This window comes from Shewanella sp. SR44-4 (assembly GCF_014163715.1).
In the GTDB taxonomy this organism is placed as follows: Bacteria; Pseudomonadota; Gammaproteobacteria; order Enterobacterales; family Shewanellaceae; genus Shewanella.
The window spans coordinates 38586-51617 of the sequence record NZ_JACJDU010000022.1 but is presented as its reverse complement, the minus strand read 5'-3'; the positions used below and the strand labels follow the sequence as shown (position 1 = coordinate 51617).

Here is a 13032-nt window from a genome sequence, read left to right as displayed (position 1 = left end):
TTACCATATTGTAAGGCGTTTTTATGTCTTAAACATGCATCCGAAAACGAGTCTGTTTCAAATCAACACGGCTAGCGGAGCAAAGTGTCATTTACAATCTGTTGATTATCTCGAAAACTGTCTACTGAGCTAATGCCAGCATAACGGCCTTATTGGCATGTATTTGAGTCGTATCATACAAAGGAACATGGGTATGTTGCTGCTGCACTAGTAAGGCTATTTCAGTACAACCTAAAATTACCGCCTCAGCTCCTTGTGCATATAATTTATCAATAATACCAAGATAGCATTGCCGTGATTGCGGATTAATCGTGCCCAGACATAACTCTTGATATATCACGTCATGGATTAATGTTTGCTCGTCTGATGAAGGTACTAGTACTTCAATGGGATAGTTATCGCTTATCCGCTGCTTATAAAAGTCCTGTTCCATGGTAAAGCGCGTGCCGAGTAGGCCAACTTTACTGATCCCATCGGCTAACAACACCTCAGCAGTGGCATCAGCAATATGCAAAATGGGTATAGAGATTTGTGCTTGGATCTCATCAGCCACTTTGTGCATGGTATTGGTACAAATCAACAAAAAATCTGCCCCGCCAGCTTCAACCGCTTTCGCTGCAGTCGATAAGTGAATAGCAGTGTCATTCCACAACCCTTTATGTTGTAGGGTTTCTATTTCAGCAAAATCAACACTGTATAAACAAATCTTGGCTGAATGCAGTCCGCCAAGAGCAGACTTCACGCCTTGATTAATGGCTTTGTAGTAATTGAGTGTCGACTCCCAACTCATACCACCTATCATACCGATTGTTTTCATACTCACTCCGGTCATTGAATGCTGTAGGTCTATAAAGACATTATTATCATGATAGAAACATAATGTGGGATAACAAGCTTAATGGCGGATCGATATTGTCTATTTCAGGCTTAGGTCGATTAACCGCTTTGTGGATCTAAGGTGTCATGACTGACATTGATTACTTGACTGTGGTAGATTCATTTTTAGGTAGATAACAAAAAACCAGCTAATGCTGGTTTTATTCTAGCCATATAAAATGGTGCTATCAATGGATAAGTGTTTTGTCGGTTACGACTTAAATGGCATTGCACCTAAGTAGTCTTTTTTGCCCACTTCAACACCATTATGACGCAAAATTGCATAGGTAGTTGTCACATGGAAATAAATATTAGGAATGGCATGTTCAAAAGCGAAATCACGCCCAGTAAGATATTTATCTTCCCAACGACGATGAGTAATTTTACGCGTTTCTGCACCAGCAAAGTCTTCGGCTGTAAACGTGGCTAAATAATCGACAACAGAAGCGATACGAGCTTGTAACTCCGCTAATGTCGTCTCATTATCTTCATGTTTTGGCGCACTATCTTCTTGGCCAGTTAAACGCGCGACGGCTAATTTGGCTGTATCGCACGCAATTTGCACTTGGCGAGTTAAGTTAAATTGATCAGGCGCTAAACGTGAATTAAGTAACACCGACATTTCAATTTTTTTAGCTTCTGCAAAGCCTTCACCTTTGACAAGGATTGCACTTAGGTTATTAAGCATTTTACTAAATTGTACAACCGTTAAATCATAAAGCATGGAGAATACCTCTTAATATGAATGAACTTGCTTTGTTATCGACTTAAACCATCAATAAATTTGTGTTAAATCATTCATCATCATTTTATGGAATCGCGATGAATGGTGCTGCTAGGCAAAGTTTATCTCACATATCATAGTGATTAGTGATTAATCATTAATGATTAATGATTAATGAGTATTTTAGTAAGCTGCATCAATGTGCTAAACATTATACGGTTTCTAATAAAACACCAGTAAATGCATATAAAAAAACCAGCAGATGCTGGTTTTTGAATCATCACACAATAAAGAGATTACAGTGCAGCAAGCGCTTCTTTACACAGTTGGGTAATGCGATCCCACTCTTCGTTGTCTACTGCATCAGTCGGTGCTATCCAGCTACCGCCAATACAATCAACATTTGATAGTGCTAAGTAATCTTTATAAGTCGCAGGGCTAATACCGCCTGTTGGACAGAAACGAATATCAGACAATGGGCCAGAGAATGATTTCAGTGCATTGACGCCACCAGAAGCTTCTGCTGGGAAAAACTTGAAGTGAGTGTAACCCAACTCCATACCCACCATGATCTCAGAAATACTAGCCACACCGGGAATCAATGGCACAGTACCTTTCTTGGCGGCTTTTAGTAAATCAATCGTTGCACCAGGAGTGATAATAAACTGTGAACCAGCAGCAACCGCTTGGTTTAGCTGAGCTTCATTTAAAATAGTCCCTGCGCCTACCAATGCTTCAGGCACTTCTTTAGCAATTTTAGCAATCGCTTCTAACGCACAAGGAGTACGTAAAGTAACTTCTAAAACACTAATTCCGCCAGCCACTAAGGCTTTTGCTAAAGGCACAGCATGTTCAATTTTATTAATGACCATGACCGGAACTACCGGGCTGCGTTTAAACACGTCATGTGGTTGAAGCAACCAGTTATTAGGCTCAATCATATTACCGACTTCCTTTTATTTTTAATATAATTCATCAATAGCGTTAGTACTGCGAGCACCTGTTTCAGGGCTGCTTAAACTACGTCGAAGCGCGCCAAACAATTCACGGCCCATGCCATAACTTGAATGATGCAAATCCACTTTACCTGCAGTTCGACTTGCAAGTGTTTTCTCGTCTACAAACAGGGTTAATTCACCCGTTGTCGCATCAACACGAATCACATCGCCGTTTTCAACTTTGGCAATCAGACCACCATCAAGTGCTTCTGGGGTTAAATGAATTGCAGCAGGAACCTTACCAGAGGCTCCAGACATACGGCCATCGGTGACCAACGCCACTTTGAAACCTTTGTCTTGTAAGGTGCCTAAATAAGGTGTGAGCTTGTGAAGCTCAGGCATACCATTAGCTTTAGGGCCTTGACCTCGAACAACCACAACACAATCTCTGTCAAGCTCGCCTGCCTGAAATAGTGCGTCGAGTTTGTTTTGATCATCAATCACAATCGCAGGACCTTCAATCACACGATTATTATCAGGTACTGCAGACACTTTAATCACCGCACGACCTAAATTACCTTTCAATAATTTCAAGCCGCCATTGCTTTGGAACGGTGTAGCAAGGTGGGTTAATACTTCTTTGTCTAAGCTTTCTGTCACACCATCAACCCACTTAAGTTCGCCATCAAGCAAACGAGGTTCTTGGGTATAACGACGCAAGCCGTAACCAGCAACGGTATTGACATCTTCATGCAATAAACCGCCATCAAGTAACTCTTTAATCAACAATGCCATGCCGCCAGCAGCGTGGAAGTGATTAATATCGGCATGACCATTTGGATATACGCGGGCTAATAATGGTACTGCATCAGATAAATCTGAAAAATCATCCCAATTAACGATAATGCCTGCGGCGCGAGCTGCTGCGACAATGTGCATGGTTAAGTTAGTTGAACCACCTGTCGCAAGAATACCCACAATGCCGTTCACTACTGACTTTTCAGATACCACTTCACCAATTGGTGTGTACTGAGTGCCCATTGACGTTAAACGACAAACTTGTTTAGCAGCCATTTTGCTCAATTCATCACGTAATGGATCGTCAGGATTAACAAACGATGAACCAGGTAATTGTAAGCCCATAATTTCAAGCATTAACTGGTTAGAGTTAGCCGTACCATAGAAAGTACAAGTGCCAGCGCTATGATATGACTTAGCTTCAGCTTCAAGCAGTACAGCACGATCAACTTGCCCTTGAGCAAATTGTTGACGAATACGTGCTTTTTCTTTGTTTGGAATACCCGACTTCATTGGCCCAGCAGGCACAAATAGCATCGGCAAATGACCAAAACTTAACGCGCCAATTAATAAACCCGGGACGATTTTGTCGCAAATACCCAGCAGTAACGCGCCATCAAACATGTTGTGCGATAAACCTATCGCAGTAGACATCGCAATGACTTCACGACTCAGTAGACTTAACTCCATGCCCGGCTGACCTTGAGTCACGCCGTCACACATAGCAGGAACACCGGCAGCAACCTGCGCCACACTGCCTACGTCAACACATGCTTGCTTAAGCATATTTGGATAGGTTTCGTAGGGCTGATGCGCTGACAACATGTCGTTAAATGCGGTTACGATACCAATATTGGCTTTCGTCAGTTGACGTAAAGAGTCTTTGTCCGCTGGCTGACAGGCCGCGAATCCATGAGCCAAATTGCCACAACTTAGGGCGCTACGATGAACACCTTTGGCTTTGGCATCGTTTAAGGCCGTTAAATACGTTGAACGAGACTGTTTACTGCGTGCGATAATTCTATCGGTGACGGCTTGTACTACTGAGTGCATGGTAAAACTCCTTACGCGCTATAGAACACATCAACGGGCGTTTTACGCTGCGCTAATACGGCTCTAATGGGCATTTGGGTAACATCATCATTCTCAAGAGCCTGATGATAAACAGTTAATTTTGGTTCTCCGACAAGATGCAAATAAATCTGACGACTATTTAAAATGGCATCTTTAGACAAAGTGATACGTGCATGTGGAGCCGTAGTCGGATTGACCGCAACACACAAAGCTTTAGTGGTTAATGTATTATCAAGTTCTGCGCTGCAAGGGAACCACGAACAAGTATGCCCATCAGTACCCATCCCCAATATCACCACATCAAAAGGTCGCGGAAAATTAGCCAATGATTCGCTGGTCATATCGCAACCGGCTTCAGGGGTTGCGAACATATTTTTTAAACCACGAAACTTTCCACTGGCAGCGCGGTTTTGCAATAAATGCTCGCGAACCAATCTTTCATTTGAATCTTTTTCATCAGCGCCAACCCAACGCTCATCAGCCAAAGTGATATAAACATCACTCCAGTCGACGAGCTTATGGCTTAATAGCTCAAATAATTTCAACGGTGTTGAACCACCCGATACCACTAAGCTGGCTTTGCCACGAGTGTCGACAGCATCTTGTAATTGCTTCGCAATTTTGTCGGCTAATTTAGCTTCTAAATCAGCTGGAGTGTCGAACGATTTAAATACAGTATCTTTAATCATGTAAGCTCCCTACTCGTCCCAAGAACGACCATCTTTGGTTATCAATGCAACCGATGCCACAGGTCCCCATGTTCCACAAGGATAAGGCTTAGGCCTTTCGCCACTTTGTTCCCAAGACTGAATGATGCCATCGACCCATTTCCACGCTTGCTCAACTTCATCACGACGCACAAACAGCGCTTGATTACCGAGCATGGCTTCTAATAACAAACGTTCATATGCATCTGCAATACGTTCGTTTTTAAAAGTGTCACTGAAACTTAAATCAAGCTTGGTCGTTTGTAGACGTTGCTTTTGCTCAAGACCAGGAACTTTGTTCATCATCTGAATTTCAACCCCTTCATGAGGTTGTAAGCGGATGGTCAATTTGTTTGGTGGCAGATTACGTAAGCTTGCTCGGTACAAGTTATGCGGTGGGTTTTTAAAATACACCACAATTTCACTGCTCTTGAACGGCATACGCTTGCCACTACGTAAATAGAATGGCACACCAGCCCAACGCCAATTATCAATATCAACACGAAGTGCCACAAAGGTTTCGGTGTTTGATTGTGTATTGGCATCTTCTTCTTCGAGATAACCAGGAACAGGCGAGCCTTTTAAGAAACCCGCACTGTATTGACCACGAACGGTATTTTCATACACATTGTCTTGGTTAATTGGACGCAGTGACTTGAGTACTTTTACTTTTTCATCACGAATACTGTCAGCGTCTAAATTGACTGGAGGATCCATCGCAACCAAAGTTAACACTTGTAGTAAATGGTTTTGGATCATGTCACGCATTTGGCCTGCGCCATCAAAGTAGCCCCAGCGCCCTTCAATACCCACTTCTTCAGCTACAGTAATCTGGACATGATCAATCGTGCGATTATCCCACTTAGAGGCAAACAATGAGTTAGCAAAACGCAAAGCAATCAAGTTTTGTACTGTTTCTTTACCTAAGTAATGGTCTATGCGGTAAACCTGGTTCTCATTAAAGAACTCGGCAACTTGGTCATTAATCACATGCGATGATTCTAAATCGGTACCAATTGGCTTTTCCAGCACAACACGGGTATCAGATTGAATAAGGTCTTGTGCATGTAAACAACGGCAGATGGCACCGAAAATCGAAGGAGGTGTCGCGAAGTAGTTCACCATGACGCGTTTACTTGGTTCAAGTAAATCGTGGAAGGCACTGTAGCCTTCAGGATCTGTAAAATTAGTACCGATATAATGACAACGACTGAGGAAGCGCGCTAACGTTGTTGGGCAAAGTTCGTCTTTAACAAATGTATTTAGTGCTTTAGTAACGAGGGCGATAAACTCTTCTTGAGTGAATGCGTCTTTTGCTACACCGATTACCTTGGTTTCTTTATCAAGTAATTCTGCTTTATCTAGCTGATATAGAGAAGGTAATAATTTACGCCTAGCTAAATCGCCTTTTGTACCGAAAAGTACGAAGTCGCAAGCCTTGGCTCCAATTGATTTGCCCATTGCTGAAAGCTCTCCTAATAATATGTGTGTGTCATGTTCGAATTCGGTCGATGAATAAAAACACACTTTTGTTGTAATATAACAACAGAATTTAAATATTGCATCTTTAATTTGCATTTATTCTATTGTTGTTAATCTAGTCATGTGTATCTATTATCTGCTATGATTTTCTACCAATTACAAGGCTTGAGAACCATTCAACCGTGATCTATGTCTTGAAAAATAACTACAGATTACTGTCAAAGGTAAATAAATAACTTAAATCACGTAATTCCTGTAAGTTATGATATAAAATTACATTACCTACTTTTAGCTACTTTTTAGCGGATGCTTGCTTATGAATACCCTTGAAAAGGTTCAAAAAAGCCTTACCCAATTTAGTAAATCGGAACGTAAAGTTGCCGAAGTCATATTAGCCTCACCGCAAACAGCTATACATTCAAGTATTGCCACATTAGCCAAAATGGCTGATGTTAGTGAACCAACTGTTAACCGATTTTGTCGTCGATTAGACACAAAAGGGTTCCCTGATTTTAAGTTACATTTGGCTCAAAGTCTTGCTAACGGTACACCTTATGTTAGTCGACATGTTGAAGAAGATGATACGCCTGAGTCGTACACAACAAAAATCTTCGAATCTTCAATGGCATCGCTCGATACTGCCCGTCAAAGTTTAGATACATCAGCGATAAATAAAGCAGTCGATATTCTCACTCAAGCCAAGACTATTTCGTTTTTTGGCCTTGGTGCATCAGCGTCTGTAGCCCACGATGCGCAAAACAAGTTCTTTCGTTTTAATGTACCAGTAATATGCTTCGATGACGTGTTAATGCAGCGAATGAGCTGTATTAACTGTAATGAAGGCGACGTAGTCGTATTGATTTCGCATACTGGCCGGACTAAATCACTGATTGAAATAGCTCGTATTGCACGTGAAAACGGCGCTGCTGTGATTGGTATTACCGCCCGTAACTCACCATTGTCTTATGAGTGTACATTGCCTGTAACGATGGAAGTGCCCGAAGACACCGACATGTATTTACCGATGGCATCGCGCTTAGCGCAATTGGTTACTATAGATGTGTTGGCAACAGGCTTTACCTTACGCCGCGGCCCTCGTTTCCGTGATAATTTAAAACGTGTAAAAGAAGTGTTGAAAGAATCTCGTGTGAACAAGGATTTAACCATCTAAATTGATGGGCGGTTAAATAAACATATCTTATGGATTATTTAACTGCGTAAATTGTTTGTTTTAGGCTGCATAAAGATAGAGTCTATACTCTATAAAGTGATAATTTTGCATGAAGCTTTCAAGATAACTGGTAAATAATTACACAATTCAGTTATGTTTGATCGCGTAAAATCTCATCGACAGCTATCAAATATTGTTCTTAAGGCCAAACGGTTTAGTCTGTTTGGCCTTTTTTATTATAAAAATCGCTAATCTGTCACATAAATTACATATTAAAAACGATCATTTTGTTGGTAACTTTACTACATTTTCCCAGAATGTCTGTTAATATAGTTACATCATTTAAGTGCTAAGATTGTTTAAGTACTTTAAATAACCAAATTCAATTTAACAAAAAATCTTTCTTATCATTAACGGAGTATCTTATGTTCCGCAGAACTAAAATCGTTACTACACTTGGACCAGCAACTGACCGCGATGACAATTTGCGTAAAATTATCGCCGCAGGAGCTAACGTTGTTAGACTTAACTTCTCACATGGTTCACCAGAAGATCATTTAAAACGTGCTACAGATACACGTAGAATCGCTAAAGAATTGGGCAAGCATGTCGCTATTTTAGGTGACTTACAAGGTCCTAAAATACGTATTTCTACCTTCAAAGATAACCAAAAAATCAAACTTAACTTAGGTGATAGCTTTATTCTTGATGCTGACTTAGCAAAAGGCGAAGGCGATGATAAACAAGTTGGTATTGATTACAAGCAATTGCCTAATGATGTAGTCATTGGCGATATACTAATGCTTGATGATGGTCGAGTGCAGTTAAGAGTTGACCGTGTTGAAGGCCACAAAGTCTTCACAACGGTTACTGTAGCAGGCCCGTTATCTAATAACAAAGGCATCAATAAGAAAGGTGGCGGCTTAACCGCTCCGGCCCTAACTGAAAAAGACATGGCAGATATTAAAACTGCAGCCTTAATTGATGTTGATTTCTTAGCCGTATCATTCCCACGTACTGGTGCTGATCTTGATCTAGCACGTGCGTTAGCACTTGAAGCCGGCAGTAAAGCGCTAATTGTCGCTAAAGTTGAACGTGCTGAAGCCGTTGAAAGCGATGAAGCAATGGATGATGTTATCCGCGCATCAGATGTAGTCATGGTTGCTCGTGGTGATTTGGGTGTCGAAATTGGTGATGCTGCACTTGTTGCCGTACAAAAACGCCTAATTGAACGCTCGCGTCAACTCAACAAAGCTGTGATCACTGCGACCCAAATGATGGAGTCGATGATTACCAGCCCAATGCCAACACGTGCAGAAGTAATGGACGTGGCTAACGCAGTGTTAGACGGTACTGATGCGGTAATGCTTTCAGCAGAAACTGCCGCTGGTGACTTCCCTGAAGAAACCGTTATGGCAATGGCTAACGTTTGTTTAGGCGCTGAATTACACCCAAGTGTCAATGTGTCTAAGCACCGCATGGATCAACGCTTCTCTTCTGTTGAAGAAACAATTGCCCTTTCAACCATGTATGCGGCTAACCATTTACCTGGCGTTAAAGCGATTATTTCGTTAACAGAATCTGGCGCGACAGCTAAATTAATGTCACGTATTAGCTCTGGTTTACCTATTTTTGCATTATCTCGTCATCAAAAGACATTAGCCAGCATGGCAATGTACCGTGGTGTACAACCAATTGAGTTTGACTCAACTGCGTACCCTGCCGATGAGCTAGCTAAAGAAGCATTAAATTGCATGGTGAACAGAGGTTATTTAGTCAGTGGTGATATGGTACTGATGACTAAAGGTGACGCGATGGAAACCATCGGTGGCACTAACACTTGCAAAGTGTTGATCGTTGCTTAATCAAGCCGAGCATAACGAGTAACATTCACTAACGTACATGCAGTGATATACACTCGTTAATAATAAAGCCAATCTTCGGATTGGCTTTTTTATCCGTTATTTTTGAGCTCTTGCGACATAGCGCAATAAAGTGACGTTAAACGTTGCAACCGCTTATTCGCTTATTCGCTTATTCGCTTGTTCGCTTGTTCGCTTAACAGCTTCCCCCCAGAACGTGATGGATAAAAAAAGCCCCGACAAAGTCAGGGCCAATTTGTTTCAAAGATCTATATCAAATTAATCAACTGAGATTATAGTTTCTCAAAGTCATTCACGTTGATAGCAGCTAAACGTAATACGTCCGCCTCAACAAGCTGTTTATGCTCAGCTTCAGTGATAATGTCTTTCTCTAACGCCACGTCAAATAACTCAAGCATAGGAAGCTTAGATTTTATATGGCCACTACGTTGTGCCTTCTTAAGTTTCTTATACAAATCTTTCGCTGCATATTTAGCTAAGAACGCATTTTCAACTTCAGCAATACCACTAGTGTCACCTTCAAACTCTCCACAAAGGAAAGTAATGCGATCACGAGCAGGTCCAGGCTTAAGCATACCTTTGACTAAATCAACTGCATATTTATCACTTGGTGCATTGAAGTGGTTACCTAATGGGAAAATCAACACTCGTAGTAATACCGCAGTAATTTTACTCGGGAAATTACGAATCGCGTCATTAAGCGCTTTAGCCGCTAAATGTAAACGCTCAGTCATAACATAATGTACTGCCGGTAAATCATCTTGCTGACGACCATTGTCTTCAAACAGTTTTAACGTTGCAGATGCAAGATATAACTGACTTAGTACATCCCCCATACGCGCAGAAAGCATTTCTTTACGCTTAAGGTCCCCGCCCATAATTAACATCGATAAATCAGTCATAATGGCCAGTGACGAAGAGATACGCGTCATGTCACGATAATACTGCTGCGTTGGGCCACTCACTGGTGCACTGGCAAAACGGCTGCCTGTTAATGCACTACCAAATGAACGTAATGCATTACCCATCGCATAACCAATGTGACCTAGCAACAAAGAATCAAAACGATCTAATGCAGAAGTTTCATCTTCCATTGCTGCGGCTTCCATTTCAGCCAAAACATATGGATGACAACGGGTTGCACCTTGACCAAAAATCATCAATGAACGAGTAAGAATGTTTGCACCTTCTACCGTAATTGAAATAGGTGTTGCCATATAAGCATGACCTAAATAGTTTTTAGGCCCTAATTGAATACCTTTACCTGATTGAATGTCCATCGCATCTTCTAACACATCACGGCCTAGCTCTGTCATGTGGTATTTTGCAATTGCAGTCACCACTGAAGGTTTAACTTTTAAGTCGATACCTTGTGTGGTTAAACGTCGTGCAGCTTCCAGCTGGTAAGTATTGGCGATAATACGCGCCATCGCTTCTTGTACGCCTTCAAAAAGACCAATAGGCATACCAAACTGCTGACGAACATAACTGTAGGCTGTGGTCGTTTTGGTACAGACATGGCCAGATGCGGTTGCCAGAGCAGGTAATGAGATACCACGTCCTGCAGATAAGCATTCAACCAGCATACGCCAGCCTTTACCGGCAAACTGTGGTCCACCAATAATCCAATCTAATGGAATAAATACATCTTCACCACTTGTTGTACCGTTCATAAACGCCATCATTAATGGGTTATGTCGACGACCAATCTCAACACCTTTATGGTCAGTTGGGATCAACGCACACGTAATGCCTATGTTTTTAACGTCACCGAGTAAACCGTCCGGATCGCGCATTTGGAACGCTAAACCGAGCACGGTAGCAACTGGTGCTAAGGTAATATAGCGTTTGTTCCACGTTAGGCTTAAACCTAATGTCTCTTCGCCTTCAAATTCGCGCAGGCAAACAACACCGATATCGGGTATCGCACCAGCATCACTGCCCGCTTCTGGGCCCGTGAGCGCGAAACAGGGAATGTCTTTACCAACAGCAAGTGAAGGTAACCAACGCTCCTTTTGCTCTTGAGTACCATAATGGGTCAACAACTCTCCAGGGCCTAAAGAGTTAGGTACCATTACGGTCACGGCAGCACTGACACTACGCGTGGCTATCTTGGCTACAATCGTTGAGTTTGCATAAGCAGAAAACTCGCGTCCACCGTACTTTTTAGGAATGATTAACGCAAAGAAACCTTGTTCTTTAAAGTATTGCCATAACTCTGGCGGAAGATCTTTGCGATTGTGGACGATATCAAAATCGTCGATCATGGTTAATGCGGTTTGAACTTGATTATCAATAAAGTCTTGTTCTTCAGCGCTTAACGTTGGTTTACCGTAGCTGTGTAAGGTATTCCAGTTTGGCTTTCCGCGGAATAACTCACCTTCCCACCAAACATCACCCGCTTCCATTGCTTCTTTCTCGGTACTCGACAAAGGAGGCAATACTTTTTTGAAAAACGAAAATACTGGACGCGTAATAAATTGCATCCTGATATTACGCACGCCAAAGAGGACAATGATCGCTATAACTAGCAATATGACGATACTCATTTTATACCTTCTTAGTTTGTTAACACAGGGACAGCAACGCCTGCTGCCATGTAGGGGATTACTTTACGGATAATGGCTTCAATATTGTTATGTTCACCATAATCTGCTGTGGCAATTTCATTTAATGCATCTGCAGAAGCCATAGTGAACACAATAGTCCCTAAAGTGAAGTGCAAACGCCAAAACATTTCTGCTGCAGGTATGTGAGGTGCACTGGCGGATACCGCTTGTACAAACGTCGCTAAATGCTCACCATAATGCGTGGTAATAAACCAGCGCAAATGACCTTGGCTTTCAATATAACCGCGACCTAACAGCTGCAAGAAAATAATCGTGCCACCGTTGCGTACTTTATTGAGTTCAAGTAACGGTTTAATTAAAGCAGAAAAAATCTCGTTTAGTGACGCATTCTCAGGCGCATGATGTATACGTTTAATCTCTACCGCGGCGCTGGGCATAAAGACATCTAAGTATCTTGCTAACACAGCTCGAATTAATTCTTTTTTTGAACCAAAATGGTAATTAACAGATGCCAAATTGACTTCAGCTTTGCTGGTGATCAGTCGTAACGACGTTTCAGAAAAACCTCTTTCAGCAAACAACTTTTCAGCTGCATCGAGTATTCTTGTTTTTGTATCAGTACGGCTTGCCATTCCCAGACCCAAGTTAATTTAAACACCTGTTTAAATTAATCATTGAGCGCACAGATGTCAATCGAAATTGTCAGCTTTCTTTATTAAGACAAATAACAAAAATCGTAACAACCACACCAGATTGTTAACTAATATGCAATACATGCTGTTTTTCGGTACACTGATGCCGATAATAAA

Annotated in this window: 10 protein-coding genes; 2 read left to right on the top strand and 8 right to left on the bottom strand. The window is 41.7% G+C overall.

Features of this window, described 5'->3' with window-relative positions; translation table 11 throughout:
* Nucleotides 1-121 precede the first annotated feature (121 nt).
* The 6 genes from H5125_RS12015 to zwf all read right to left on the bottom strand — a co-directional run bounded on the left by H5125_RS12015 (nucleotide 122) and on the right by zwf (nucleotide 6578).
* Nucleotides 122-817: an aspartate/glutamate racemase family protein gene (locus H5125_RS12015; RefSeq protein WP_182744329.1), complete on the bottom strand. Its 696-nt coding sequence runs from the start codon at nucleotides 815-817 to the stop codon at nucleotides 122-124.
* 270 nt (nucleotides 818-1087) lie between these two features.
* Nucleotides 1088-1600 carry a DUF1993 family protein gene (locus H5125_RS12010; RefSeq protein ID WP_101088388.1) on the bottom strand — a complete coding sequence of 171 codons (513 nt, stop codon included), beginning with the start codon at nucleotides 1598-1600 and terminating at the stop codon, nucleotides 1088-1090.
* A gap of 296 nt (nucleotides 1601-1896) precedes the next feature.
* Nucleotides 1897-2541: a bifunctional 4-hydroxy-2-oxoglutarate aldolase/2-dehydro-3-deoxy-phosphogluconate aldolase gene (locus H5125_RS12005; protein ID WP_182744328.1), complete on the bottom strand. Its 645-nt coding sequence runs from the start codon at nucleotides 2539-2541 to the stop codon at nucleotides 1897-1899.
* 21 nt (nucleotides 2542-2562) lie between these two features.
* Entirely contained in the window at nucleotides 2563-4389 is a 1827-nt protein-coding gene (gene edd, locus H5125_RS12000) for a phosphogluconate dehydratase (RefSeq protein ID WP_162023032.1), read from the bottom strand.
* Nucleotides 4390-4400: 11 nt separating this feature from the next.
* Complete coding sequence (gene pgl, locus H5125_RS11995) at nucleotides 4401-5099, bottom strand: 6-phosphogluconolactonase (RefSeq protein ID WP_182744327.1); 699 nt, start codon at nucleotides 5097-5099, stop codon at nucleotides 4401-4403.
* A gap of 9 nt (nucleotides 5100-5108) precedes the next feature.
* A complete protein-coding gene (zwf, locus tag H5125_RS11990; protein ID WP_101088392.1) occupies nucleotides 5109-6578 on the bottom strand; it encodes a glucose-6-phosphate dehydrogenase in 1470 nt (489 codons plus the stop codon).
* Nucleotides 6579-6915: 337 nt separating this feature from the next.
* Here zwf and H5125_RS11985 point away from each other — a divergent pair, with 337 nt between their 5' ends.
* Together H5125_RS11985 and pyk are read left to right on the top strand one after the other, a co-directional pair.
* A complete protein-coding gene (locus H5125_RS11985) occupies nucleotides 6916-7770 on the top strand; it encodes a MurR/RpiR family transcriptional regulator (protein WP_011637353.1) in 855 nt (284 codons plus the stop codon).
* Nucleotides 7771-8195: 425 nt separating this feature from the next.
* Nucleotides 8196-9635, top strand: coding sequence for a pyruvate kinase (pyk, locus tag H5125_RS11980; RefSeq protein WP_101088393.1), 1440 nt, complete (start codon nucleotides 8196-8198; stop codon nucleotides 9633-9635).
* A gap of 290 nt (nucleotides 9636-9925) precedes the next feature.
* Here the strand turns inward: pyk and H5125_RS11975 are convergent, their stop codons facing one another.
* Together H5125_RS11975 and H5125_RS11970 are read right to left on the bottom strand one after the other, a co-directional pair.
* Nucleotides 9926-12202 (bottom strand): acyl-CoA dehydrogenase, encoded by a 2277-nt coding sequence (locus H5125_RS11975; RefSeq protein ID WP_101088394.1) that lies wholly within the window; start codon nucleotides 12200-12202, stop codon nucleotides 9926-9928.
* Between the two features lie 11 nt (nucleotides 12203-12213).
* Nucleotides 12214-12855 carry a TetR/AcrR family transcriptional regulator gene (locus H5125_RS11970; RefSeq protein WP_101088395.1) on the bottom strand — a complete coding sequence of 214 codons (642 nt, stop codon included), beginning with the start codon at nucleotides 12853-12855 and terminating at the stop codon, nucleotides 12214-12216.
* Nucleotides 12856-13032: the final 177 nt, after the last annotated feature.

Bases quoted from the DNA above. Each gene is read 5' to 3' on its own strand.
- H5125_RS12015 (WP_182744329.1), bottom strand. From the start codon at position 817: ATGAAAACAATCGGTATGATAGGTGGTATGAGTTGGGAGTCGACACTC.
- H5125_RS12010 (WP_101088388.1), bottom strand. From the start codon at position 1,600: ATGCTTTATGATTTAACGGTTGTACAATTTAGTAAAATGCTTAATAAC.
- H5125_RS12005 (WP_182744328.1), bottom strand. From the start codon at position 2,541: ATGATTGAGCCTAATAACTGGTTGCTTCAACCACATGACGTGTTTAAA.
- edd (WP_162023032.1), bottom strand. From the start codon at position 4,389: ATGCACTCAGTAGTACAAGCCGTCACCGATAGAATTATCGCACGCAGT.
- pgl (WP_182744327.1), bottom strand. From the start codon at position 5,099: ATGATTAAAGATACTGTATTTAAATCGTTCGACACTCCAGCTGATTTA.
- zwf (WP_101088392.1), bottom strand. From the start codon at position 6,578: ATGGGCAAATCAATTGGAGCCAAGGCTTGCGACTTCGTACTTTTCGGT.
- H5125_RS11985 (WP_011637353.1), top strand. From the start codon at position 6,916: ATGAATACCCTTGAAAAGGTTCAAAAAAGCCTTACCCAATTTAGTAAA.
- pyk (WP_101088393.1), top strand. From the start codon at position 8,196: ATGTTCCGCAGAACTAAAATCGTTACTACACTTGGACCAGCAACTGAC.
- H5125_RS11975 (WP_101088394.1), bottom strand. From the start codon at position 12,202: ATGAGTATCGTCATATTGCTAGTTATAGCGATCATTGTCCTCTTTGGC.
- H5125_RS11970 (WP_101088395.1), bottom strand. From the start codon at position 12,855: ATGGCAAGCCGTACTGATACAAAAACAAGAATACTCGATGCAGCTGAA.